This window comes from Holdemanella porci (assembly GCF_009696075.1).
In the GTDB taxonomy this organism is placed as follows: Bacteria; Bacillota_I; Bacilli_A; order Erysipelotrichales; family Erysipelotrichaceae; genus Holdemanella; species Holdemanella porci.
This window is the reverse complement of record NZ_VUMR01000001.1, coordinates 61,085-86,950: the sequence shown is the minus strand read 5'-3', so window position 1 is coordinate 86,950 and position 25,866 is coordinate 61,085. Positions and strand designations below refer to the sequence as shown.

At 36.1% G+C, this 25,866-nt stretch carries 24 protein-coding genes, 1 tRNA gene and 1 pseudogene; 23 read left to right on the top strand and 3 right to left on the bottom strand.

Translation table 11 applies throughout. The annotated features are described in order from the left end of the window. Positions 1–54 precede the first annotated feature (54 nt). Positions 55–900, top strand: a complete 846-nt coding sequence (locus FYJ55_RS00395; protein ID WP_154555154.1) for a DegV family protein — start codon at positions 55–57, stop codon at positions 898–900. A gap of 44 nt (positions 901–944) precedes the next feature. Here the strand turns inward: FYJ55_RS00395 and FYJ55_RS00390 are convergent, their stop codons facing one another. Beyond that, positions 945–2,471 carry an L-lactate permease gene (locus FYJ55_RS00390; protein ID WP_154555153.1) on the bottom strand — a complete coding sequence of 509 codons (1,527 nt, stop codon included), beginning with the start codon at positions 2,469–2,471 and terminating at the stop codon, positions 945–947. A 227-nt stretch (positions 2,472–2,698) separates the two neighbouring features. Here FYJ55_RS00390 and mraZ point away from each other — a divergent pair, with 227 nt between their 5' ends. From mraZ to FYJ55_RS00340, 10 genes are all read left to right on the top strand, one after another. Beyond that, positions 2,699–3,130, top strand: coding sequence for a division/cell wall cluster transcriptional repressor MraZ (mraZ, locus tag FYJ55_RS00385; protein ID WP_154555152.1), 432 nt, complete (start codon positions 2,699–2,701; stop codon positions 3,128–3,130). 6 nt (positions 3,131–3,136) lie between these two features. Beyond that, on the top strand, positions 3,137–4,063 hold the full coding sequence (rsmH, locus tag FYJ55_RS00380) for a 16S rRNA (cytosine(1402)-N(4))-methyltransferase RsmH (protein WP_154555151.1): 927 nt from the start codon (positions 3,137–3,139) through the stop codon (positions 4,061–4,063). Positions 4,064–4,068: 5 nt separating this feature from the next. Further along, positions 4,069–4,344 (top strand): hypothetical protein, encoded by a 276-nt coding sequence (locus FYJ55_RS00375; protein ID WP_147346795.1) that lies wholly within the window; start codon positions 4,069–4,071, stop codon positions 4,342–4,344. 18 nt (positions 4,345–4,362) lie between these two features. After that, positions 4,363–6,555 carry a penicillin-binding protein gene (locus tag FYJ55_RS00370; RefSeq protein ID WP_154555150.1) on the top strand — a complete coding sequence of 731 codons (2,193 nt, stop codon included), beginning with the start codon at positions 4,363–4,365 and terminating at the stop codon, positions 6,553–6,555. A 112-nt stretch (positions 6,556–6,667) separates the two neighbouring features. Next, positions 6,668–8,086 carry an APC family permease gene (locus tag FYJ55_RS00365; protein WP_154555149.1) on the top strand — a complete coding sequence of 473 codons (1,419 nt, stop codon included), beginning with the start codon at positions 6,668–6,670 and terminating at the stop codon, positions 8,084–8,086. A gap of 53 nt (positions 8,087–8,139) precedes the next feature. Beyond that, positions 8,140–9,462, top strand: coding sequence for a M18 family aminopeptidase (locus FYJ55_RS00360; RefSeq protein ID WP_154555148.1), 1,323 nt, complete (start codon positions 8,140–8,142; stop codon positions 9,460–9,462). Further along, positions 9,447–9,992: a hypothetical protein gene (locus tag FYJ55_RS00355; RefSeq protein ID WP_154555147.1), complete on the top strand. Its 546-nt coding sequence runs from the start codon at positions 9,447–9,449 to the stop codon at positions 9,990–9,992. The genes FYJ55_RS00360 and FYJ55_RS00355 overlap by 16 nt, the downstream gene beginning before the upstream one ends. Positions 9,993–10,096: 104 nt before the next feature. After that, positions 10,097–11,356 carry a hypothetical protein gene (locus FYJ55_RS00350; RefSeq protein ID WP_154555146.1) on the top strand — a complete coding sequence of 420 codons (1,260 nt, stop codon included), beginning with the start codon at positions 10,097–10,099 and terminating at the stop codon, positions 11,354–11,356. Positions 11,357–11,376: 20 nt separating this feature from the next. After that, entirely contained in the window at positions 11,377–12,486 is a 1,110-nt protein-coding gene (gene ftsZ, locus FYJ55_RS00345) for a cell division protein FtsZ (RefSeq protein ID WP_117571723.1), read from the top strand. A gap of 174 nt (positions 12,487–12,660) precedes the next feature. Next, positions 12,661–13,998 carry an RNA-binding domain-containing protein gene (locus FYJ55_RS00340; protein WP_154555145.1) on the top strand — a complete coding sequence of 446 codons (1,338 nt, stop codon included), beginning with the start codon at positions 12,661–12,663 and terminating at the stop codon, positions 13,996–13,998. Positions 13,999–14,138: 140 nt separating this feature from the next. Here FYJ55_RS00340 and FYJ55_RS00335 read toward each other — a convergent pair. Beyond that, positions 14,139–14,214 (bottom strand) — tRNA-Gln (locus FYJ55_RS00335). Positions 14,215–14,403: 189 nt separating this feature from the next. On the opposite strand from FYJ55_RS00335, the gene FYJ55_RS00330 reads away from it, so the two are divergent. The 11 genes and pseudogenes from FYJ55_RS00330 (at position 14,404) to FYJ55_RS00280 (ending at position 24,265) form a co-directional block, all read left to right on the top strand. Continuing rightward, entirely contained in the window at positions 14,404–16,644 is a 2,241-nt protein-coding gene (locus tag FYJ55_RS00330; protein ID WP_154555144.1) for a SpaA isopeptide-forming pilin-related protein, read from the top strand. Beyond that, positions 16,637–18,202, top strand: a complete 1,566-nt coding sequence (locus tag FYJ55_RS00325; protein WP_154555143.1) for a SpaA isopeptide-forming pilin-related protein — start codon at positions 16,637–16,639, stop codon at positions 18,200–18,202. Before FYJ55_RS00330 ends, FYJ55_RS00325 begins: the two co-directional genes overlap by 8 nt. Further along, the gene (locus FYJ55_RS00320; RefSeq protein ID WP_154555142.1) at positions 18,174–18,923 is read left to right on the top strand and encodes a class C sortase; all 750 of its coding nucleotides are present in this window, start codon (positions 18,174–18,176) and stop codon (positions 18,921–18,923) included. The genes FYJ55_RS00325 and FYJ55_RS00320 overlap by 29 nt, the downstream gene beginning before the upstream one ends. Continuing rightward, positions 18,917–19,774 (top strand): MSCRAMM family protein, encoded by an 858-nt coding sequence (locus tag FYJ55_RS00315; RefSeq protein ID WP_154555141.1) that lies wholly within the window; start codon positions 18,917–18,919, stop codon positions 19,772–19,774. The genes FYJ55_RS00320 and FYJ55_RS00315 overlap by 7 nt, the downstream gene beginning before the upstream one ends. Before the next feature lie 39 nt (positions 19,775–19,813). Further along, positions 19,814–20,077, top strand: coding sequence for a GIY-YIG nuclease family protein (locus FYJ55_RS00310; protein WP_117924377.1), 264 nt, complete (start codon positions 19,814–19,816; stop codon positions 20,075–20,077). 41 nt (positions 20,078–20,118) lie between these two features. Next, the gene (gltX, locus tag FYJ55_RS00305) at positions 20,119–21,582 is read left to right on the top strand and encodes a glutamate--tRNA ligase (RefSeq protein ID WP_154555140.1); all 1,464 of its coding nucleotides are present in this window, start codon (positions 20,119–20,121) and stop codon (positions 21,580–21,582) included. A 131-nt stretch (positions 21,583–21,713) separates the two neighbouring features. Further along, positions 21,714–21,899, top strand: coding sequence for a DNA-binding protein (locus FYJ55_RS00300; RefSeq protein WP_229771011.1), 186 nt, complete (start codon positions 21,714–21,716; stop codon positions 21,897–21,899). Positions 21,900–22,036: 137 nt separating this feature from the next. Further along, complete coding sequence (tnpA, locus tag FYJ55_RS00295) at positions 22,037–22,438, top strand: IS200/IS605 family transposase (RefSeq protein WP_154555139.1); 402 nt, start codon at positions 22,037–22,039, stop codon at positions 22,436–22,438. A gap of 23 nt (positions 22,439–22,461) precedes the next feature. After that, positions 22,462–23,556, top strand: coding sequence for an IS200/IS605 family element RNA-guided endonuclease TnpB (gene tnpB / locus FYJ55_RS00290; RefSeq protein ID WP_154555138.1), 1,095 nt, complete (start codon positions 22,462–22,464; stop codon positions 23,554–23,556). A 117-nt stretch (positions 23,557–23,673) separates the two neighbouring features. Continuing rightward, positions 23,674–24,126, top strand: a pseudogene (locus tag FYJ55_RS00285) (Fic family protein); the annotation flags it as partial. Next, positions 24,104–24,265 (top strand): hypothetical protein, encoded by a 162-nt coding sequence (locus FYJ55_RS00280; protein ID WP_154555136.1) that lies wholly within the window; start codon positions 24,104–24,106, stop codon positions 24,263–24,265. The pseudogene FYJ55_RS00285 and the gene FYJ55_RS00280, both read left to right, overlap by 23 nt. Here the strand turns inward: FYJ55_RS00280 and FYJ55_RS00275 are convergent. Continuing rightward, entirely contained in the window at positions 24,243–25,076 is an 834-nt protein-coding gene (locus FYJ55_RS00275; RefSeq protein WP_154555135.1) for an HAD family hydrolase, read from the bottom strand. The genes FYJ55_RS00280 and FYJ55_RS00275 overlap by 23 nt on opposite strands. A 75-nt stretch (positions 25,077–25,151) precedes the next feature. Here FYJ55_RS00275 and FYJ55_RS00270 point away from each other — a divergent pair, with 75 nt between their 5' ends. Further along, the gene (locus FYJ55_RS00270) at positions 25,152–25,850 is read left to right on the top strand and encodes a hypothetical protein (protein WP_154555134.1); all 699 of its coding nucleotides are present in this window, start codon (positions 25,152–25,154) and stop codon (positions 25,848–25,850) included. The last annotated feature ends 16 nt before the right edge of the window (positions 25,851–25,866 follow it).

Genomic DNA, 25,866 nt, shown 5'->3' with positions numbered 1-25,866 from the left:
ATTGACTTCTAGTGACATCTATATTATTGTTTATCTAAAGAGAGGTAAAAAAGAATGATTCATATTATTTCTGATTCATCGACAATGTATTCGATTGAATCGGCAAAGAAAAAAGGGTTGTCGATTGTTCCTTTGAATATTTCTGTGGATTCACAAACATATCGTGATTTTGAGGATATCACAAGTACACAATTATTAACGATGATTGAAGAGCACAAGATTCCTAAAACTTCACAGCCAAGTCTTGGAGAAAAGATTGATTTGTATAATAAACTTTCTAAGGATGGTAATGAAGTGATTGATATTGCGATGGCTTCTGGTTTAAGTGGAACGTACCAGACGGCTATGATGGCAAAGGATTCTTGTGACTATCCCGACTTAGTACATGTCGTAGATTCGCAGACGTTGTGTGGGCCACATCGTTTGATGGTGGATACGGCTTTAGAAATGGCAAATAATGGGGCAAATGCCAAGGATATCGTAAAGATGATCGTTCAAAGTCGTATGCAGGAAGAGTCGTATTTAGTCCCTGTTGATTTTCAATTCTTAGTTCGTGGTGGAAGAATCAAAGGGTTAGCTGCTACATTGGGTGGTGCATTAAAATTGATTCCAATTTTGAAAAAAGGCGTTGATGGCATGGGCTTAGATAAGTTTGGCGTGAGTCGTACGTATAAAAAGGCTGTCAATATGGTGGTTGAAGATTTTAAAAATAATGGTTTTGATTCCAATTATACATTTTATATTTCACATGCTTTTAATGAAGAATTGGCAATGATGTTTGAAAAGAAAATCAAAGAAACATTTGAAGGTGTAAAAGTTGTGATTTATCCTTTATCTCCTGCATTTATTACGCAGGGTGGACCTGGATGCGTTGCCGTACAGGCAATTAAAATGGCTTAGGAAATTTTCCTAAGCCATATTTTTTTTATTTTCTTTTCTTAATTTTAGAATACCATTTGACCAAAATAAGCCACAAAACTCATAGCGATGATAAAACCAACACCATAAGGTAAGATCATGGATAATAATTTAGAATCTTGACCTTGTCCATCGACACTGCTTAATGCGATGGCGATTGATTGTGGTGACAACATTTTACCGGCTGCCACACCCAAAGAGTTTAGTGCGACAATCCAATATGGATTGGCATTCAAGCTTTGGGCTGCGCTTTCTTGTACGGCACCAAATAATACGCCTGAACTTGTACCTGAACCCGTCACAAATGTTCCTAGACAGCCAATCCAAGGGGCAAAGAATGGATAGAAACTTCCTGTAATCGCAATGGCGAAGGATGCGATACTCGCAATCATACCTGCATATCCCATGATTTTAGCACATCCAAGTACACATAGCATGGTAATAATGGTTTGCGACATCTGTTTGATTGTGGCAATAAATACCACTTTGAAATCTCTAAATGTAGCTTTTTGAATTAAACCACCCAAAATAGCCGATAAGAAGATCCATACACCTGGTGTGTTGATCCAAGTAAATGTCATTGTGCTAGGATTGTCTCCTGTATAAATAATGGCAGTTGATGCGAATTGTGACAAGTATGTATGGATAGGTGCTACTAATTTTGAAGTCGATAATAAGAAGATAAAGATAAAAATAAATGGTGACCAGGCCGTTAATGCCTTTTTAACCGTAATTTTTTCGTTTGTTTCTAACTTCATTTCGTATTCAGGATTTGGCTTTAACTTAGAACCCAAAAGAATTGTACATAACAATGAACAAACGCTTCCTACCACAACACATAATTCGGAACCTACAAATTTCGCAACGATCATTTGAGGAATCAAGAAGCTTAATCCAGAAACTAAAGTCAGTGCTGTGACGCCTTTTAATGCCTTAAAGCCTTTTCCTGTGACCATAACGATCAAGAATGGACATATTAACACAAATGGAGCTAATTGAAGGGTTTGTGTAAATGCAAGCTGAGCATTTTCAAGACAAACTAAATTAGCCAAAGTGACCGTTGGAATACCAATGGAACCAAATGAAGTGGGAACTCCGTTGGCAATTAGACAAACTAAACAAGAGAATAAAGGATCAAAGCCTAAAGCTACAAGCATACTTGCAGGAATGGCAATGGCAGTACCAAATCCGGCCATACCTTCCATAAACCCACCAAAGCACCATGCGACAAGTAAGACAAGAATTCGTTTGTCGCTTGAAACGCTAGTAATCATTTGTTTGATGATTTCCATACCGCGTGTGCGTAGTGACAGGTTATAAGTAAATACGGCTGCGACAATTACAACAATAATAGGCCATAGTGCCATTAAGAAGCCTTCACAAGCAGCTGTCATTGTATTTAGAAAACTTTGTTGCCAGATTGCAACGGATAATAGTACAGAAATAATTAAAGAACCAAAGGCAGCTTTATATGTGGGCCATCCAAGTACGGTTAGCGCAAATATTAGCCACAAAATGGGACAAAGCCCCAAAATAAAATATAGAAAACTCATATCATCTCTCCCTTATGCGTGTTGATTATATCAAAGTGAGATAGTTTGTCAAAACAAAAATGCTAAAAATAGGCATGTAAGCGTATGCAAGTAACGATTGTGGGTTATATTTGTGGTCAACAAAAAATTCAAAACAATTTTGATTATTTTATGGCCTTTTTTGACAAAATGATGTATTATAGTGGTACAAAGTAGCATAATATGTCATAGAGTGGGGGTGAAGACACATGTTCATGGGGGAATATGCGCATAACATAGATCGTAAGGGGCGATTGATTATGCCAGCTAAGTTTCGTGAGGAACTAGGTGAACATGTTGTCGTAAACCGAGGACTTGATGGATGCCTGTATGTATATACGGTAGAGCAGTGGCAGCAAGTGTATCAAAAGCTATCAACTTTGCCTTCGACAAATAAAGATGCGCGTATGTATCAGCGTATGATGTTGTCAAAAGCAGCAGAATGTGAAATGGATAGTCAGGGTCGAATTTTAATTCCATCCTCTTTAATCGCCTTGGCTGGTCTTGAAAAAGAATGTTTGATTATAGGTGTCGCCAACCATTTGGAAATTTGGTCTAAAGATCGTTGGGAAACTTTGGAAGAAGAGCAAAGTGCATCTTTTGAAGAAGCAGCGGAACACTTATCAGAAATTATGGGGTAGTAATGAATGGAACATATTAGTGTATTATTGAATGAATCGATAGACATGCTACAAATAAAAGAGGATGGGATCTATGTAGATTGCACTCTAGGTCGAGGGGGACATAGTAGTGAAATCTTGAAACGTTTAACGAGCGGACATTTATATGCGTTTGATTGTGATCAAAATGCGATTGATGAAAGTACACCTCGTTTGCAAGCAATAGGGGATAATTTCACTTTGATTCATTCTCCATTTGAGAATTTAAAGAGTGAACTTGCCAAGCGTGGTGTTGATTTCGTTGATGGAATCTTTATGGATCTGGGTGTATCGAGTCCACAATTTGATGATGGCCAAAGGGGGTTTAGCTATCGTTCGAATGCGCGTCTAGATATGCGTATGGATCAGTCACAAGAATTAGATGCCTATGCAGTAGTAAATACGTATGACAAAGAGGATTTGATTCGTATTTTAAAACGTTATGGTGAAGAACCATTTGCGGTAAAGATTGCCAATAAAATCTGTAGTGCTCGAGAAAATGCACCAATTGAAACCACATTTGAATTGGTGGATGTGATCAAATCAGCCCTTCCAGCTGCGGTATTAAGAAAGAAGGGGCATCCGGCAAAGCAGACGTTTCAGGCAATTCGCATTGAAGTAAATCATGAATTAGAGCAGTTAGAAACCGTATTGCAGGATGGCTTAACTTTATTGAAGCCACATGGAATTATGGCGGTAATCACATTTCATTCTTTAGAAGATCGAATTGTGAAAGAAATTTTTAAAGAGGTGGCCGTTGCCAAAAAGGTCAATAAGCGGTTGCCACAAGTGGGGACAGAAAATTTAGAATATCAGCTGGTGAATCGAAAACCGGTTTTAGCAAGTAGTGAAGAATTAGAGAATAATAATCGTGCACACAGTGCCAAATTAAGAGGGATAGAGAAGAAAGGATGATGCATATGCAAAGAAGTTTTAGATTAACAAGAGTACTTGTCTTAACTTTATTTGTGTTGTCTGCGGTCTTCTACTTCGTATCAAAAACATATGTAAATTCAATGAATATTTCGCTTTCTGTAGAAGAGTCGCAATTAAGTGATGAAATTGCACAGAAAGAACAAACTGTTGAAGAGCTCCAGAATGAAGTCAATACATTACAGGAAAAGGGCAGACTGTTAGGAATGCTTGACAATCAGGTCTCTGATCATGAAAATAATATATATGTAATGAATGACTAGATGGAGTGGTGATGTATAATGTCAGTTCGCAAAAGTAATAGAGAACTGTTAAAAATGATTAGTCGAATGACATTAATTGGAACATTAGTAGTGGCTAATGTTCTTTTCACTATGGTGAGCCATAAGCATATATGGTCCCAAAAAAGTGCGTTGGATCCAAGAATTGCGTCAAGTATTGTGGAAAAAGCAGTTACAGCTAAGCGTGGAACAATCTATGATCGAAATCATACGGTGATTGCCCAACAAACACAGGCATATACAATCGTTGCCTATTTGGATAAGGGGGTTGTGGATGTCAATGGAAATCCCAATTATGTCAAGAATATTTCATCAACAGCTAAAAAACTAAAGAGTGTTTTGGGTGAGGATGTCAATGAGAAGGCGTTAGTCAAAATTATGAAGTCGGCTAAAAAGGCGGGTAAGTCGCAGACGGAACTTGGTTCGGGAACGAAGCGTATTAAAAAGTCGTTGATGAAAGAAATCAAAAAATTAAAGATTCCTGGTATTGGCTTTATTGATGCGGTATCTCGTTATTATCCGGCTACGCCATATTCTTCAAATTTAATTGGGTTTGCGGCGTATGACGAAGATAAACAATCGATTGAGGGTAAGCTTGGTTTAGAGCTTTCTTTAAATGCGTTATTAAAGGGAAAAAACGGAAAAGAACAATATCAACAGACAGTGGATGGATCGAAGCTTCCGGGTACGACAAAAGTGATTGAACAAGCGAAGAATGGTAAGGATGTCGTTTTGACTTTAGATTCGGAATTGCAGTCAACCGTAGAAATGCAATTACGCTCGACTATGGAAAATGAGAATGCCAAATCGGCATGGTGCATTGTGATGGAAGTGGATACGGGTAAAGTCTTGGCTTGGGCAAGTTATCCTACGTTTGATCAAAATGAACATAAGGAAATTCCAAGCTATCAAGATGCGATTAGTACTAGTACGTATGAGCCTGGATCTGTTATGAAACCATTTACATATGCGACAGCCATCGATACCAATGTGTATCCGTATAATAAAACGTATGTGTCATATCAATTCTGGTATGATTATGATGTAAATACAGGTAAGATCACGCGTTTGCCCATTGGAACCGATTCACCATATCCATATATTGCGGATGCCTTGGATGAAAACTTTGGTACGATTTCGTTTGATCAAGGTTTAGCGTATTCGAGTAACGTAGCCATTTGTGAGTTATTGGCTAACTATATTAATTATTCACAATACAGTAAGTATTTGGATGCGTTTGGCTTCTTTCAAAAAGTGGATACGCCCTATGTGGATCAGTCTTTGGGTGTTAAAAATATTGGCCTTCCTACAGATTACTTATCGACTGGATTTGGACAGGCAAGTTCAATTACGGTGTTGCAGTTGTGCCAAGCCTATACAGCTATTTTTAATGATGGTACGATGGTACGTCCGTATGTGATTGATTCGATTGTGGATAGTGATACGGGTAAAGTGGAGAAGAAGTATAAGAAAAAGGCTGTGGGTACACCGATTTCTAGTACAACGGCTAAAGAAGTGCAGGAATTGATGTCGCATGTTACGGATGATGGGGCGAGTGGTGCGCGCTTTAAAGTGGATGGTGTGGATCTTTTGATGAAAACAGGAACAGGTCAGATCTATAATACGGATTTGGGTAAATATGATTCGGATTATCATACTTCAAGTATTATGGCGGCAGCGCCAGCTAATGATCCAAAGATTATGGTGTATTATGGCTTGGTTTCGCCAAACATTACATCGTATTCGGCAGAACCCTTTAAAAAGATTGTGCGGGATACGTTGCAGACATGTGGTATTTCAACAACACCAACAAATGATACACAAGAATCGTATGAGGCTTGGGAAAGTTATGAAATGCCTAGTTTAGTGAATCATACGATTGATTATGCGCATGAGAAGATGAAAGATAAAAAGGTACATTTAGAAGTAATTGGGGATGGTTCAAGCGTGATTGAACAATATCCGGATGCATCGGTAACTATCAATTCGAATGATCGTGTCTTCGTGTTGACAAATGGAAATAAGATTACAATGCCAAATATGTCGGGTTGGACAAGGAAGGATTTAACGGTTTTCTGGCAGCTTACGGGCATTAGTATTAAGACGAGTGGCTATGGTAAGGTAACAAGTCAAAATGTAGAAGAGGGGACAACGATTTCTACGGATACAAAAATTGAGGTAAATTTAGAGTAAAAGAGCGAAAGCTCTTTTTCTGGTATAAAAAAATGATGGATTTGGTTTTCAAGTTGACAAATGTCATTTGGGTTGGGTAAAATTGACTATGAGTGAAAGAGGAGAGAGTAAAATGAATGATTCACAAAAAATGAAGTGGTACACACTTGCGTTTATGTGTTTTTCAACTCTATGGGGTTTTGGAAACGTATTAAACGGATTTATGTACTTCAACGGAATTCAAGTCATCTTTTCTTGGATTTTGATGTTTGCGTTGTACTTCGTTCCTTATGCATTAATGGTAGGTGAACTTGGTTCTGCATTCAAAAATTCAGGTGGAGGTGTAAGTTCTTGGATTCACGAAACAACAGGTCCTAAAGCTGCATACTATGCGGGTTGGACGTATTGGGCATGTCACATTACGTACATTGCTTCTAAAGGTTCTGGTGGTTTGAAAGCATTAAGCTGGATGATTTTCCAAAACTCAGAAACTTATGCATCTTTTAACACAAAAGCTGTTCAGTTTGCGACTTTAGCTGTTTTATTACTATTTAGTTATGTCGCAAGTCGTGGTTTAAACCCATTAAAGAAAATGGCTACAATTGCTGGATCTAGTATGTTTGTTATGAGTATTCTTTATATCGTAATGATGTTTGCGGCTCCTGCTATCAATCCAAATGGTGGATATTTAGCTATGGATTTCAGCTTCAAAAACTTGATTCCAACTTTTGACTGGAAATATTTCAGTTCATTATCAATCTTAGTATTTGCGGTTGGTGGATGTGAAAAGATTTCACCTTATGTAAATAAAGTTGAAGATCCTTCTAAAGGCTTTCCTAAGAGTATGATTTTTGCGGCTATCATGGTTATCGTTTGTGCTATCTTTGGTACAATTGCAATGGGTATGATGTTTGATCCAGCTGTAATCGAAGCTAACTTTGACGCATACAATGCGAATGGTTCTTATTGGGCATTCCAAAGATTAGGTGAATACTATGGTATGGGTAATGTATTGATGATTGTTTATGCAGCTTGTAACTGTATTGGACAATTCTCTACATTAGTCATTAGTATTGATGCGCCTTTACGAATGTTATTAGATAACGAAGATGCTCGTCAATATATCCCAACTAAGTTATTGCACAAGAATGATGCAGGTGCATATTCAAATGGTATCATCATGGTTGATATTCTTGCCGGTGCAATCATCTTGGCTCAGGCTTTAGTTCCAAATGCAGATACAGTACTTCGTCAGTTGACTCAGTTAAACTCAGTAACAATGCCAATGTGTTACTTGTGGGTATTCTTTGCTTATGTTATGTTGCGTAAGAAAACAGATATTTTCCACCGTGACTATAAATTTGTGAACAACAACACAGTCGCAATCGTATTTGGTGCTTGGTGCTTTATATTAACGGCTGCTTGTTGCTTACTAGGTATGTATAAAGCAGGGGATATGTATACTACAGTCTTAAATATTATCACTCCAGTTGTATTAACAGCTTTAGGATTGATTTTACCAGCAATCAAGAAAAAAGAGGCAAAAAATTAATTTTGCCTTTTCTTCTTATTTGTGGATAATTATAGTCGAGGAGATGTTTAATCATGAATACAATCGAAATTTCAAATGAATTAATTCAATTTATTGAATCAAGTCCTAGTATGTTTCATTCCATCAAAACGATTCGTACATATTTAGACGAGGCTGGATTCACATATCTTCCTGAGTCTAAAGCTTGGGATGTTAAAGCGGGTGGAAAATATTATACAATTCGTAACCACTCCAGTTTAATTGCGTTTAAGGTTGGTAATGGTTTGGATTCTTATCATTTCCAAATGTGTGCAAGTCACTCGGATTCACCGACATACAAAGTTAAAAATGTGCCTGAGCTTGCGGGTCCAAATGAATATTTGCGTTTAGACGTTGAAGCATATGGTGGTATGATCGACAACACTTGGTTTGATCGCCCATTAACAGTTGCGGGTCGTGTACTTGTTCGTAATGGGTCTAAGATTGAATCAAAATTATTATATATCGACAAAGATATCTTAATGATTCCAAATGTGGCTATCCACTTCAATCGTGAGGTCAACAATGGTTATAAATATAATCGTCAGATTGATTTGTGCCCTATGTTTTCTTGTGGAGCCCTTAAGAAGGGCGCTTTTGACAAGATGGTTGCGGATGAATTGGGTATTAAAGCTGAAGATATCTTAGGTAAAGACTTATTCTTAGTGAATCGTCAAAAAGGTTTAGTTTGGGGATTGGAAAATGAATTTGTTTCAAGTCCTAAATTGGATGACTTGCAATGCGCATTCGTTTCATTAAAGGCATTTATTGAGGCTGAAAATGAAAAGAGTGTCAATGTATATTGTTGCTTCGATAATGAAGAAGTGGGTTCAAACACAAAACAGGGTGCGATGTCTACATTCTTGAAAGATGTATTGCACCGTATCAATACGTGTTTAGGTAAAACGGAGGATGAATATTATCAGGCTATCGCGAAGACTTTCTTAGTAAGTTGTGATAATGCGCATGCTCTACATCCAAATCATGCAGAAAAGACAGATGCCGTAAACTTTGTCACAATGAATGGTGGTATTGTCATTAAGGAAAGTGCAAACCAGAAATATACAACAGACGCATTTAGTCGTGCTTTATTTACAGGTGTATGTCAGAATGTGAATGTGCCAGTACAAAGCTTTGCGAATCGTAGTGATGTAGTGGGTGGTTCAACTTTGGGCAACTTATCCAATACGCAGGTAAGTGTTCATGCGGTAGACTTTGGTTTGGCTCAGCTTGCGATGCATTCTTGTTTTGAAACTGCAGGTGTTAAGGATACTGAATATGCGATTATCGCATTGAAGGAATTCTATGAAACAAATCTGCAGATTGAAGAAGCTGAATCTATATGTCTAGAGAAGTAATCATTCAAAGAATAGAAAAGTCGGATTTAATCGATGCGAAAAAGGAATTGATGATCGATCTAGTGAATTCAAAAAAAGAAGATGATTTTGACAAGAAAGTGGATCGCTTGTATCGTCAGTTTTCTAAGAGTTCTACGTTTAAAAAACATGCCGAAAAAATGGTGGTTCGTGATGATGAAAAGCTAAAGATTTGTAACATGATGCTTGTGATGAGTGTGACATTGACTTTGTTCTTTTTAAAGGCGGTCTTGTTTTCAAGTTTTGTTGTGAACTTTAGTGTGGATGCGATTGTAGGCTGTGCAGCACTTGTATTTTCATTGATCAATTTACGTACAAAGTATCGAACGCTTCAGCGGTATGATTTAGTTCGTGACTTTGTTTATTTGGATGTTTTATCTTTAATTTTATGTATATTATTTAAAATGTTCTTTCCTGTGCAAGTTGATTTTTCATTGATTATTTTATTGGTGGATTATTATTTGTGTAAGAAAAGATTTAAGGAAAAGGCATTTGAAAAATTGGAAGGGTAGGCTTGTGCTGGCCCTTTTTTCATTGTTGAATTTAAAAAGAGAATCTTCTATTTTTGTTTCAAATATGGTATTATTGTTTAGTAGTATGTAAAAGGAGACGTCGAATGAGTAAGAAAAGAGTTTATGCGGCTATCGAAATTGCTGATCAAGAGATTCGTCTTATCGTTTTAGAGATATTTGAAGCTCGCTACAACGTTTTAAGAACAGAAAGAGTTGCTTGTTCAGGTGTAGATAAAAATCAAAAGATTGTCGATGAAAGTGCTATTGTTACAGCCATTCGTCAAGCTATAACGAATGCACAGGCAGCTTTAGGATATCGAATTGAGCGTGTCTTATTGGCTGTTCCTAGTGTAAATGTAATGCGTAGCTCACAAAAGGTGCGTGTTCAGATTGAAGATGGTACAAAACATATTCGTTTGTTCCATATTCAGCAAGGATTTAAAAACGCCATTCAAAAACGATTGAATGAAGATGTAGAATTTGTCAATGCGAATAAGGTGTCTTATGAAGTCAATGGACAAGTGAGTCAGAAACTTCCATTAAATCAGGAATGTGAAGATTTCATTATGGATGTAGATTTATTATATGCCGACAAGGAAACAATCTATTCGTATGCTCGTTGTGTGGAACAGGCAAATCTTGAAATCTTGGATTTATGTTTAGATTCATTTGCGATTGGTCAAGAAACTGCGGCTTTGGCACAGAGCACAGAAAGAGTTACAATCCAAATTGATTTGGAACAGAATCACTCTACTTTAGCTTTATTTAGTACAGGTCGTTTAATGACTTGTACAACTTTGGATTATGGATACTTATGGTTTATTGAGGATATCCAAAGGAAATATAAGTTAAGTGATGATGTATGTTACAGATTGTTGCAGAATATTTTCTCGGGTCAAGAAGATGAAAACAGTGATGTGATTGTTTATATTGAACAAAGAGAAGATATGCGTGTTGAGATTACGGCCAATGAATTAGCGAGGGCTTGTTTACCTCGTATTCGTCAATGGATTGCAGCTGTCAATGATGCATGCTTACCAATTGTTCGCCAAGGAAAATCAAGATATGTGATCACAGGACAAGGAAGTAACATTCCCGTATTGAAGGATCTAGATAAATCGTTCAATGCGAGCGCAATGATCTATCAAGAACAAGCCATTGGTGCAAGAGATGGTGCATTTGTGTGTGGCTTAGGTATGGCCTATGCATGGCAAGACATCAACCGTATTCACCATGATGACAGAATTAGTGCAAACAATAATGAATTAGAAGCTAGCATTGATTCTATTAATCAAAAGGCGCATACTGGTGAAGGTGGATTTACGAAGAAGTTAAAGAATGCTATTTTAGCAGAAGAAGAATAAAAAAGAGAGGAAAATATTATATGACTGAATTTAATCAAGTAGCAAATATTAAAGTATTTGGTGTTGGTGGTGGTGGATCCAACGCTGTTAACCGCATGGTTGCTGATGGTGTTAAGGGTGTTGATTTCTATATCTGCAACACAGATGTACAAGTTATGAAAAACTCTCCTTGCGATAACAAAATCGTTTTAGGAAAAGAAACAACTAAAGGTTTAGGTGCTGGTGGAAATCCAGAATATGGACGAAAAGCTGCTGAAGAAAGTGAAGGAGAAATCCGCGAATCTGTAAAAGGAAGCGACATGGTATTTATCACTGCTGGTATGGGTGGTGGAACTGGTACGGGTGCTGCTCCATTAATCGCTAAGATTGCTAAAGAAGAAGGTGCTTTAACAGTTGCCGTTGTAACTCGTCCATTCACTTTTGAAGGTCGTCGTCGTGCAAACAATGCCAAAGATGGTATTGAAGAATTGAAAAAATATGTTGACTCATTGATCATCGTTTCAAATGACAACTTATTAGATGTGATTGGTCGCAAACCAATCGAAGAAGCATTCCAAGCTGCAGATAACGTATTACGTCAAGGTGTTCAAACAATCTCTGACTTGATTGCTGTACCAGCATTGGTAAACTTAGACTTTGCGGACGTTCGTAGCGTTATGCAAAACCAAGGTCGTGCATTGATCGGTATTGGTATGGCAGAAGGAGAAGACAAAGCTATCTCTGCTGCTGAAAAAGCTATCCAATCACCATTATTGGAAGCACAAATCTCTGGTGCTAAATCAGCTATCGTAAACATCACTGGTGGTGACAAAGTTAGCTTATTTGATGCACAAAACGCTGTAGCTGTCATTCAAGATGCAGCTGGTGGAGATGTGGACTGCATTTTCGGTATCGCAATCAATGAACAATTAGGTGATGCGATCATCGTTACAGTTATCGCTACTGGATTTGAAGAACCAAAAGAAAAACAACGTAAAAGACGTAGTGAACCAGTCATTAAACAAGTTGCGAATGATACATTGTTCACAGAACCAAAAATCCAAGCGCCTGTTAACCCAGGTGTTGTAACTAGTGTTGAAAATAACACAAGTGATGATGAACAAATTCCTAACTTCTTCTTCAATCGTTAATAGACACATATAGAGAGCTTAGTAAAGGCTCTCTTTTCTTATATCTAATTAAGTCAAACAATTTAATTCGGTGTTAAATAAGTCATATAGCTTAATTGAAACTTTACCGACAAAAGAATGTCGGTAATGTTGAATAAATGACGGTTAAGTAATATAATTTAGTTGGGTGATTTTATGGATAAATATTATGAAACGCAAACTATGGAGTTAAAAGAAAAATATACAGATTCAATTGTAAAAGAAATTGTTTCTTTTTTGAATTCTGATGGTGGAACTTTGATTGTAGGAATTAAAGATGATGGTACTGTAGTTGGGGTGGATAAATTAGATGAAACTTTACGAAAAATATCTGATGTCATTACTACACAAATTGAGCCGAATCCACAAGATGAAATTACAACAGAAGTACGATTTGATGAAAAAAAAGCTTTAATTGTGTTGAATATCTCGAAAGGAGGACGAAATATTTATTGTCAAAAAAAATACGGTTTTTCTTCAAATGGCTGTACAATCCGAGTTGGAACAACTTGTAAAGAAATGACGTCAGAACAAATAAAGATTCGTTATGAACAAAATTTTATAGATAATGAATATATGTTGAAAAAAAGATCTAGTATGGCTGATTTAAGCTTCAGAGAATTAAAAATTTATTATGCTGAAAAAGGTTATCATATTCTGGATGATAGTTCATTTGAAAAGAATCTAAATTTAAAGAACCAAAATGGTGAATACAATTTATTGGGAGAATTACTGGCTGATAGAAATAATATACCTCTAATTTTTGTAAAATTTCACGGAATAAACAAGGCTTCTATTTCAGAAACAAGTGATTTCGGCTATGGGTGTCTTTTAACTTCATATACTAAAATTAAGAATAGATTGATAGCTGAAAATATTTGTATTTCAGATACCACAGTTCGTCCGCGTGTTGATAAATATTTATATGATATTGACTGTGTAAATGAGGCGGTTTTGAATTCACTTGTACATAATGATTGGACAATTACTGAACCACAGATATCAATGTTTAGTGATCGTATTGAAGTTTTATCGCATGGAGGCCTTCCAAATGGTATGACAAAAAAACAATTTTTCGAAGGTATAAGTAAACCTAGAAATGCAACGTTAATGCGTATTTTCTTGAGTATGGGACTTGTAGAACATACTGGACATGGTATACCTACTATAGTAGAGCATTATGGAGAAGAAGCATTTGAAATTGAAACTAATTATATTAAATGTACCATTAAATTCGATAAAGATGTGATGGATAAATTAAATAGGATAATAGTTTCAGAAATAAATACAGTGCAAAATGAAACGTTAAAACCATCTGAAGAGAAAGTTTTAAAAGCAATTTTAAGTAACCCAGATGATACTGCACTAAGAATTGCTGAGAAAATAGGTTTAAGTCAAAGAACTGTTGAACGTGCATTGACTAGATTACAACAAGTCGGAAGGATTGAACGAATTGGTAATAAGAGAGATGGTCGCTGGATTGTAATAAAATAATAATATAAACATCTATCAATGGACGATAGGTGTTTTTTTTTGTCGTAGATGTCGGTAATGAATTTGAAAATGTCGGTATTATGTCGGTAATCTAAGAAAAAGTATAAAAAAAACAGAGAATTGCTTCTCTGTAATGGGCATGGCTGGGGTACTTGGATTCGAACCAAGGAAATGTCAGATTCAGAGTCTGATGCCTTACCGCTTGGCTATACCCCAATATGCCTACTTATAATACACGATTTGTTTTTTTTTGACAAGTGTTTTTTATGTAAAACGCTTGTTTTTTTGCGTTTTAGACAAGATAGGAAGTATCGTAAGGAAATGCTTGGAATTAATGTCTTTTTCACATTGGGTTGTCAAAATAATAGGTGAGAAGAAAAGAATATATAAATGGGAGGTGAAGTAATGAAAAAGAAGATTTATATATGTATGAGTATTCTTATAGTATTTATTCTTTCTTTAAGTATTGTTCGTGCCAATACGATGGATACGTATGGAATGAGTTCAAAAGAAATGGAGATGATGGAGGAGTATAAAAAGGGAAATATCAATACAGATGAATTTATTGAATTGCGAAAAGCTAAGGCGGATGAGTATGGCTTATTAGATTATTGTGATTCAACTTATTTTTTAAGTGAAGACTTTTATGATACCTATTCGGATGCGTATTTGATCAAGAATGGCTTGATGATTTTAGATCGCTATAGTGCAGGATTTGAAACGACTGTAAATGGGATGGAATCTAGAACGAGTAGTGTAGTAAGTATGAGTCACCATCGGTATGAAGAAAAGCCTGGCTACTATATTGCGAATGGAATATGGAAATTGTCGAATTCTCATGAAGCATTTTGTGCGCAAGGATTGAATGCATCTCCTGCAGCAGGAGATGTGACTTCCGATCCATATTTGGTTGAAAATGAGAACTTAAAAAAATGTTTGTACTACGGCTATAACGGTCCTGGAGATATATTAACATCTCGTTATGGCGTCAGTGGAGCAATTGTACTCACAAGTGAACTTGTATCGAATGCGTATAGTTCAAATTGTATTAGTAAGGCAAGTAATGATGGGTATCACTGGAATAAAGTAGTGGGTGGTTTATGGAATGAAATCATCGCAAAGCCAAATGTTAAAAATTATTCAGCCTATTTAGTAGATGTAGCTGGGTCTGCCTATAACTGGCAAGGGGTGTTAACGCCGCTTCAAAAGTTGGCATATGGTGTATATGTGCCTACAGGTTCAGTAAAGCTTTTAAAGGTCAGCTCAAAGAATGAGATCAATCAATCGAATGCATCCTATACATTTTCTGGGGCACTTTATGGATTGTATAAAGATTCTGGGTGTAAAGAAAAGATTGGTGAATTTAAAATTGATGAAAATGGCAAGTCCAACGAGATTAAAGATTTAGATATTGGTACTTACTACATTAATGAAATACTAGCGCCACATGGCTATCAAAAAGATACAACAATCTATACGGTTAAGGTTGAAGATCAAGTGGTTCAAGAAATCGAAGTGCGTGATGTTCCACAAACCAATCTTGTGGATTTAGTTTTGGTGAAACAAGATGCCCAAACAGGCAATAAAGCGCAGGGTATGGCCAGTTTAAAAGATGCGAAGTATGAATTTAAGTTTTATGGAGGTCTATATGATAAGGATCCAGCAAGTTTAGGTGTTTTACCAATACGTAGCTGGATATTAAAGACAGATAAGACGGGTAAGATTTTGATGGAAGATTCGTATAAAGTAAGTGGTGATGCCTTCTATACGGATCTGAATGGAAAGATATGTTTACCATTAGGTACGATTACGGTTCAGGAAATCGATCCTCCACAGGGGTATTTATTGGATAGCACAGTATATGTACAAAAGTTAGATCGTACAAGTAGTACGTCTGAACATATTAGTGCATTTAAGACATTCAGTGTGAAAGATACAGTGAACCGTTTAAAGCTAGTCAAAGTACAGGAGGGTACGCAAATTCCATTGCCAAATGTCCTGTTTAAGCATACAATGCCAAATTTGCCGTTTCCTTTACAAGAAAAGACGAATGATAAGGGTGAAATTGAATGGATGGGTCTGACAAAAGGAAAACATACATTAACCGAGTTTAAGACACTAGATGGGTATGCCCTGGATATGCATCCTATTGAATTTGAAGTGTTGCGTGATGGAAGTATTTCTGGAGTGGATCCTGTCATCACTTTTTCAAATAAGGTGAATCCTTTTGAATTGAAGATCGTAAAGAAAAACAATATGCATCAATTACTGGATGGTGCTGTATTTGGATTATTTAAAGACAGTGAGTGTAAAGAAAAGATTGATGAGAAGACTACGGTTGATGGTGTTGTATCTTTTGCGGATTTAAAGAATGGTGAAACGTATTATTTAAAGGAAATCAAGGCGCCAAGTGGCTATCAAAAAATAGATCGTGTGTATTGTATAAAAACGGATTTTATACCGGTTAAAGGACAATATGATGTGTATATGGATCAAGAAAAAGTAGATGGCTTATATGCAGATGGAAGTGTAAACTTGGAGTTTGTGAATGAAAGAATGACAAAGCTTCCACATACAGGTTCCAGCATGAGTTTGGTGTGTGTGGTTGTAGGTGCCTATTTAATGTTGAGGAGAAATCATGAATAAAAGAAATTTAATTTATACAGGACTATTGATGTTGGCAATGGTCACAAGTCCAGTGAGCGCACAAGAAACAAGTGTTTCCGTTGTGCATGGGACGGCAAATTTTAATGAGGGGGATGCGAGTATTGTGATTCAGGCAAAGCAAAATCAATCCATGCAAGGTAAGTCGTTTAAAGTATATAAATTATTTGATGCGACAAATTCAAAGGATAATACTTCGATTCACTATACTTTAAATAGTGTATATGCATCTAAAATCAAGGAGCTTGTATCAAGTAAGTTATCTAAAACGGTATCGGATCAAGATGTAGTGGAATATATGATGTCTTTAGATAACGAAGGAAGTCAAAGTGAATATCGTACGTTTATTGAATCGATTCAAAATGCGATATCTTCTATGGAAGCTCGTATTGTGAATGTAGAGAGTTGTGATGTGAATGGAAATATTACGTTGGATAAGTTGGGATATGGTTTTTATTTGATTGATGAAATTACCAATGTATCCAATACTCATGCGGCAAGTTCTATGACGATGGTCAATACGGCAAATCCTACAGCGACGATTCAAATTAAGTCGGATTATCCAAGTATTGTAAAGAAAATTTATGAAGATGACAACAATATAGGCTGGAATGATATGGGCGATTTTGAGATTATGCAGGACATTTCATATAAGTATGAATCGAAAGTGCCGGATATGAGTGGCTATGTTTCTTATTTCTTAGAGTTTGAGGATGAAATGGATCCAAGTTTATCTTTAAAAGAAGATAGTATACAAGTAAAAGTCAAGGATACGATTATTCCAGCGGAAACGTATAGTGTAAATAAATCTTCAACTGGATTTAAAGTTACGTTCAATGATTTTAAAGGACTTGCCAGTCAAGGAGATCCAATCTTGTTTACGTATGATGCGTATTTAAATGATTTGGCAGCCACAAAGATTTCAAAAAAGGGTTTTGAAAATAAGGTGCGATTAAATTTCTCAAATGATCCGCAATCTGAGTCTAAAGGACAAACGCCTTGGGATAGTGTTGTGTGCTATACATATCAGGTGAAGGGTTTAAAGACAAATGAGAAGGATGTCAAACTTGAGGGGGCTACATTTAAGTTGTATCGTGATTCGATTTTGAGTGATTTAGTAAAGGTAAAGAAAAGCACAAATGGATATGTAGTTTCAAATAGTGTAGATGAAGAGATTGTATCCAACGCAAAGGGTGAATTTGTGATTCAAGGTTTGGATCAGGGAACGTATTATTTAAAAGAAATCAAGGCACCGGATGGATATACTTTATTAAAGGAAGCTATTGAGATTCAAATTACGCCTACATTTGTAGCAAATCGAAATAACTATACTTCGAATGGAGAGGGATTGGTTTCTCTATCGGCGACAAGTTTTAATACGCAATTAAATGCGAGTACGAATGATTTAAGTGTAGCTTTAAAAGTAGTGAATCAAACGGGTTCTAAATTACCGGTCACTGGATCTATGGGAACGATTGTCTGTGTACTAACAGGTGCTGGTATTATGGTGTATGTATATAAGAAGAAAAGGGAAGAATAGGATTCTATTCTTTCTGGGATTTTTGATTTGTGTATTGCCACTCATCTTAAATTTCTTCTTTCATCAAAGTGTAGAGAATGTCATTTCAAGTTTTTATTTAGAAGAAGAAAAAATGGATGAGGGCATATTGGAGTCGAGTTTTAATGCGGGGTTGAACTACAATCAAAATTTGTATTTGGGTAAAGAAAAAGAAGCGTATGAATCGATGTTGAATACTTTATCATCAAGCGTAATCGCAACTATCCAGATTCCAGTGATCGATGTAGACTTACCAATTTATCGTGGAACGAGTGATGAAGTATTAAATCGTGGAATTGGTCATTTTGACTTTACAAGTCTTCCTGTTGGTGGAAAGAATTCGCATTGTATATTAACTGGTCATAGAGGCCTTCCTAGTGCCAAGCTTTTTACGCGTTTGGATGAGTTAAAGAAGAAGGATTTGATCTATATCCATGTGTGTAAAAAAGAATTGGTCTATGAGGTGGTGGATTCTATTGTGGTAAAGCCAAAAGCTATCTTGGATATGGGTATTGAAAAGAATAGGGATTTGTTGAGTCTAGTGACTTGTACGCCGTATGGAATCAATACGAAAAGGTTGGTTGTAAGGGCCAAAAGAGTGTTTCCTAAAAAGAAAGAGAAAAAAGTGCGTAAATCGTATTCTTTTAGGGAATTGTGTTTTATTTTAATTCCAATAATTTGTGTAATGGTGGTGATATGGTGAAGAAAATTGGTTTGATCATTTTAATGTTGATGGCATGTGTACTGCCGATAAACGCAAACTCGATTAGCGTGGAGTTGCAGGATTCGGTAGACGAACTCTCGAAGGAGAATGTTGAGTTTAGTGTTGTTCAAGTCGCAAAGCTTGTGGATGGCTTTTATGTACTAAATGAAGAATTTCAAGATTTAGATGTGGACTTCAATACGGAGTTATTGGCTGAAGAAGTGGAAGCAATTTGTACAAAATTAAGTGGATATTCCATGGTTGGACAAACTCTTGTCACGGATGAAGAAGGGAAAGCTGTTCTTGAAGATGTAGAAGAAGGATTGTACTTTATTGATCCTGTCAATATTCATGAGTATGAAAGAATGAGTCCGATGTTAGTGAGTGTTCCTGAGTGGGATGGGGATACATTAAATTGTGATGTGGTGTTGTATCCTAAGCATCGTCCGTTTGAAAAGTTGATTATTAAAAAGATTGATAGGGATTCTAAGGATGAAATCTTAGATTCTGTCGAGTTTACAAGTTATAAGGATAAGGATTGTACAGAATCTTTAAAGACATTTAAAGGTAATGGTACTCTATCGATTTTAATGCGTGAAGATAAGATGTATTTAAAGGAGACAAAGGCTCCTAATGGGTATGAAAAATCGGATCAAGTCTTATTTGTGGAAGTCAAGGAGGATGAAATCTTTATTGATGGTAAAAAGGTAGAGAATCATGAATTCTTGTTTGAGAATAAGAAGATTCATGTTCCAACAGGAATTGAATATCATGGTAATATTTATGTGACTTTGGGTTTAATTGCGCTTGTGATTATTTTACATTTGATTAATAAGAAGTTAAGAAAGTAGGTGTTTTCCTACTTTCTTTTCTTGTGGTATGATGGGTATATGGAAAAAGGTCAATATGTATATATTTTAGAGTGTAGGGATTCTACATATTATACGGGATATACAACGGATGTAGATAAAAGATTAGAAACGCATAACTTGGGTAAGGGGGCAAAATATACGCGGTCTAGAAGGCCTTGTAAGCTTGTGTATGTAAGGGCTTGTGAGTCGAAGTCCAAGGCTTTGAAGCTGGAGTATAAAATTAAACAAATGTCTCGAAAAGAAAAGTCGGAGTTGATTGAAGGAATCTTGAAAGAAATGTAGTTTCGTATTATTATATAGAAAGCGAAAGGAAGATTATAACTATGAATAAAACTAGAACTCGTTTTGCGCCGAGTCCAACTGGCTATATGCACATTGGAAATTTGCGTACAGCTTTATTTGAATTTTTAATTGCGAAACACGAAGGTGGCGACTTCTTATTACGTATTGAGGATACTGACCAAGAGCGTAAGGTAGAAGGTGCTGTAGATGTTATTTATAAAACTTTAAAAGAGTGTGGTTTGAACTGGGATGAAGGTCCAGACATTGGTGGAGACTTTGGTCCATATATTCAAAGTGAACGTTTACCTATGTACAAAGGGTATGCCGAAGATTTAATTAAACTTGGTGGAGCTCACTATTGTTTCTGTAGTGAAGAGGAGATTGAGGCTCAAAGAAAAGAAGCTGAAAGTTTAGGTATTTCTTTTAAGTTCAATGATCCTTGTAAGCACTTGAGTGCTGAGGAAGTACAGGCTAAATTGGATGCGGGTGAACCTTATGTTATTCGTCAAACAATCAAAGATGTTGGTGAAACCTATTTTGATGATGAAGTATATGGTCGTATTGAAGTGGATGGAGATGTATTGGATGAACAAATCTTGATTAAATCGGATGGATATCCAACATACAACTTTGCGAACATTATTGATGATCACCAAATGCAGATTTCTCATGTAGTTCGTGGAAATGAATATTTATCAAGTACACCTAAGTACAACTTGATTTATGATGCGTATGGATGGCAAAGACCAACATACGTACACGTACCTCCTGTAATGAAGGATGAACACCACAAATTATCAAAGCGTAATGGAGATGCTTCTTTCCAAGATCTTGTTGCGAAGGGATATTTGCCGGAAGCGATCATGAACTATATCGCACTTCTTGGATGGGCTCCTGAAACTGAACAGGAAATCTATACTTTGGATGAGTTGATCAAAGTATTTAATATTCACCGTATTTCTAAATCACCAGCCATTTTCGATATTGATAAATTGACTTGGATGAACGGTGTATATTTGAGAAACATGGATGAAGAAACATATTATGAAACAGTTCGTCCATACTTAGAAAAAGCGGTTCATGGACCATACAACTTAAAAGAGATTGCCAAAATCATTCAACCTCGTATTGATATCTTAAATCAAATCGAAGAGAGTGTTGACTTCTTTGATACATTAGTAGATTACGATTTAGAGATGTATCGTCACAAGAAAATGAAAACAACTCCAGAAGTTGCATTAAAAGCTTTAAAAGCCAGCAAGCAAGCTTTAGAAGCCTTTGATCAATGGGACAGCATGGATGCATTGCACGAATGTTTATTAGCGCTTCCTAAAGAATTAGAAATGAAGAATGGACAGGTATTATGGCCAATTCGTACAGCTATTTCTGGTAAACAATTCACTCCAGGTGGAGCCATCGAAATTGCGTTTATCTTAGGAAAAGATGAAACATTGCGTCGTATCCAAGTGGGTATTGATCGTTTGAGTGAAATCGTAGAAGAGTAAAACATACAAACGCTTAGAGAAATCTAGGCGTTTTTTTTGCATTTTACCGGCAAAAATAAATGAATAATAAAGTATCTGTAATATAAAATTGCCGATAATATGATCTACTATTACTAGATGGAGGATTTCTTATGAGATATTTTTCAGTGGCCGAAATAGCAAAAAAATGGGATATATCCGAGCGCAGTGTTCGAAATTATTGTGCACAGAATCGTGTAGATGGTGCATTTATTGCCGGTAAAACTTGGAAAATTCCAGAAAATGCCAAAAAACCTGTTCGTACGAACAAGAAGAAAGAACAGCCTGTTACTTTATAATGCAATCTAAGAACACTCGTGACTTTAGTCATGAGATGAATTAGATGTGCAGATGTTAGATAAATAAATTAAAAATAAATGATAAATATATTATTTTAAGTATATACATATGTTATAATATTTATGAGGAAAAACATATGGAAGTTGTTAAAGGAAGAGGCTATGTCTATTCAATACAATATCATATCGTATGGTGTGTAAAGTATCGTCGTAATATCTTGAATGGACAGATTGCAACAAGATTAAAAGAGCTGCTGACTCAGATTTCAAAGGATAATGGTTTTCAAATTCTGGAAATGAATATAGAGAAAGATCATATCCGTATGCTGATCAATTGTACGCCGCAGCATTACATTCCAAATATTATAAAAGCTATGAAGGGTGTATCGGCCAGACTCTTGATGAAAGAGTTTGGAGATGGTCTAAGATCCAAATTATGGGGTGGACATCTATGGAATCCTTCTTATTTTGTAGCTACAGTTTCTGAAAATACAGAAGAACAGATTATAGAGTATATAAGAAGTCAAAAAAGAAAATAGCGAATCAATAAGGAGAAATCATCATGGAAAAGGCATTCAAGTATCGTATCTATCCAAACAGAGAACAAAGAATATTGCTGGCCAAGACTTTTGGCTGCACTCGTTTTGTATATAATCATTACCTGGCAAAACGTAAGGATGTCTATGAAAAAGATGGAATCACGTTAAGTTATTCGGCATGTGCTAAGGATCTAGTTTCTTTAAAGAAAGAATATGAATGGCTTAAGGAAGTGGATTCGATTGCTCTACAGTCCAGTGTAAAGAATCTGGATACGGCCTATACCAATTTCTTTAAGAAAAAAGCTGAATATCCTAGATTCAAATCGAAGAAGACGCATCGTTATTCGTATACAACAAAATATACGAATGGAAATATTGAACTCTATGAAAATAAGGTCAAGCTTCCTAAGATTGGTCTTGTAAAGATAAAGAAAACACGAGCACCAAAAGGAAGACTCCTTAGTGCAACGGTATCACAAGTACCAAGTGGCAAGTATTATGTTTCATTATGTTATACGGATGTAGAAGAAGTCTTGTTTCCACTGACATATAATGAAACAGGTATAGATCTAGGTATCAAGGATTTTATCATATTGAGTAATGGAGAAAAGGTAGAGAATCCAAAATATCTGAAGAAGTCGATTGAGAAACTGAAAAAGCTACAGAAGCAGCAGTCACGAAAAACAAAGGGCGGCCGCAACTGGATCAAAAACAGAATCAAGATTGCAAGACTTCATGAAAAGATAGCGAGTCAAAGAATGGATTTTATCAACAAACTATCTACTAGAATCATTAGAGAATATGACATCATCTGTATAGAAGACTTAAAAGTCGACAACATGCTTAAAAACCACAATCTAGCCCAGTCTATATCGGATGTATCCTGGTCAAAGTTTACAACACAGCTAGAATATAAAGCAAAGTGGTATGGAAAGGTAATCAAGAAAGTAGACACGTTCTATGCGAGCAGTCAGACCTGTCATTGTTGCGGATATAAGAATGAAGGAACAAAAGATTTAAAAGTAAGAGAATGGACATGTCCAAAATGCCATTCAAATCATGACAGAGATATAAATGCATCCATCAATATATTGATGCAGGGCATATTAGCAAATTAACTAAAATTAATAAAAACCGCAGGAACTGCGGGGATAGCTTGGTAAGAAAGGTTTCGATAGAAACCCTGTTCCCAAGAATCTCGTCACTTCAGTGATGAGAGGTTCAATAAAGATTTACACTTGACTTTGAAGAATGGTACAAGTGATTCAAGAAAAGAATGGTTTGTGGTCGGTGACTATAAAAAGGTACCAAATGAAGTTGGAGGAATGAATACAGCACTTCCTGAAGAAGTTCCAAGTAGAATGAAGGAATTGTTAAAAGAATATAATGGTAAAAAAGAAAAAACTTTTGAAGATATACTCGATTTTCATGTAAGGTTTGAGCGTATTCATCCATTTCAAGATGGAAATGGTCGTGTTGGAAGATTGATTTTATTTAAAGAATGTTTGAAATATAATATTGTCCCATTTATAATCGATGATCAGTTGAAAATGTTTTATTATCGCGGCTTAAAAGAATGGGATTATGAAAGAGGATATCTAATGGATACTTGTTTGTCGGCACAAGACAAATATAAAGCTTATTTGGATTATTTTAGAATTGCTTATGAGAATAATAAATCAAATTGAAATCGATGAATGTCCTGTGATTGAAGTGTCTGATCAAACGTGTTTTTCAAACTATGCGGTAATTGAAGGCAAAGAATATCCTACAGAAATCGTATATGATTTTTGTAGGATATTCTTTAAATTAGATTCAATTCTTTAAAGGCATGATATATACCATCTTCATCTAGTGATGTTGTAATTTTATCTGCTTTATCTTTGATTTCTTGTGGAGCATTTCCCATGGCGATGCTTAGATGTGCTTTTTCAAACATAGGAATATCATTAAAGCCGTCTCCAATCGCAATCGTATCTTTAATGTCGGCATGAAAGTATTTGATTACGGCATCCATGCCTGTGGCTTTATTGATGTGATAGGAAGTGATTTCTCCACTTTCTTTTCCTAGTGGTGCAAAGGTTGCCGGAATCACATCGTATTTGTCGGACAGATCTTGTTGGATCTTTTTGTATGGCGTTTTCCCATTGTCAATAACGGAGACTTTGTTGTAGACAAGGTCTTTTATATTGTCGACAACACGGATTTGGCTCGTTAGAATGGTAAGGCCATGTTTGGCTTTTTCTTCTTCACTTTTGCCGGCACATTGTTCTTCCACCATTTTTAACATCGTGTCTTTTGTATATTGAGTGGCATAGATACCATTAGAACATTCAAAGTTTGCGGGAATGTTGTTTTCTAATAAGTAGTTAGAAAGGTATTGGCTTTCTTCTTTTGTGAGTGCATTTTCTTCTACGATTTTGTGTTCACATTCAATGGTTGCCCCACTTCCGGCAATAATGGCGTCATAGTCAATTTCTAGCATCGGGCCAAAGATTTCAATGCGCTGTCTTCCTGTGCATAGAATGACTTTGTGTCCGTTTTTCTGGGCTTGAATACAAGCGTCTATTGCACTATCCGGAATGTAGCCTTCGTGATGAAACAGGGTGCCATCGGCGTCTAAAAATATAAGTTTCATATAGACCTCTTTCTGATTGGACGAAATGATATTTTTATTCTACAATAGAAAGGTAAATATTAAAAGGGGGATAAAATGGGCGATTATATTGTGATAGGTATTGTGCTTGTTTTCGTGGTATTGATGTCAATACTTCCAAAACCGGTTTATAATGCGATTACGCGTGCTTTTTCAATGCATAAAAATGGAATTCGTAGAATTCAGAAGTATCGTACGACAACCGATTCCATTGGAAATCTAATGTTGGGTATATCGATAGTTTTCTGTATCTTCTATTGTTTCATTCCGTTCTATTCATTTTTATATGGTATATTTTTTATTGTGAGCCACTTATGTCTTTTGGCACAGGCAAATCGTGTTACCACAAAGAAGCCTAAACAAATCGCAAAAACCGTTATCTTTTTGACGAATGTATTTGCGGGTGTCAGCTTTCTAGGTGCACTTGGCTTTTTAAATGGGCATGCATCGGTGGCTGTGATCAATCAGTTCATGATTGATTTTCATGCGCATAAGGTATTCAACATCTTATACCTTCTACAAAATCGTACTTGGATGTATTGGTTGTTTCAAGGTGCATTGTTTATGTTTCCGCTTTTTATTATGTGGTCACACTTTAAATACATGCGATTGGAGAATAGTGTCAAAGCGGTTTATTTTGTGACTTATATTATTAAGATGTTATTTTTGATTATGATTGTGTTATGTTTTTCTTGTGGGGCATTTGATTTCTTGGATATGGTATACCAGGTGGATGCACTTAAGAAATTGGCATAGAGGAAAGAAGGATTTA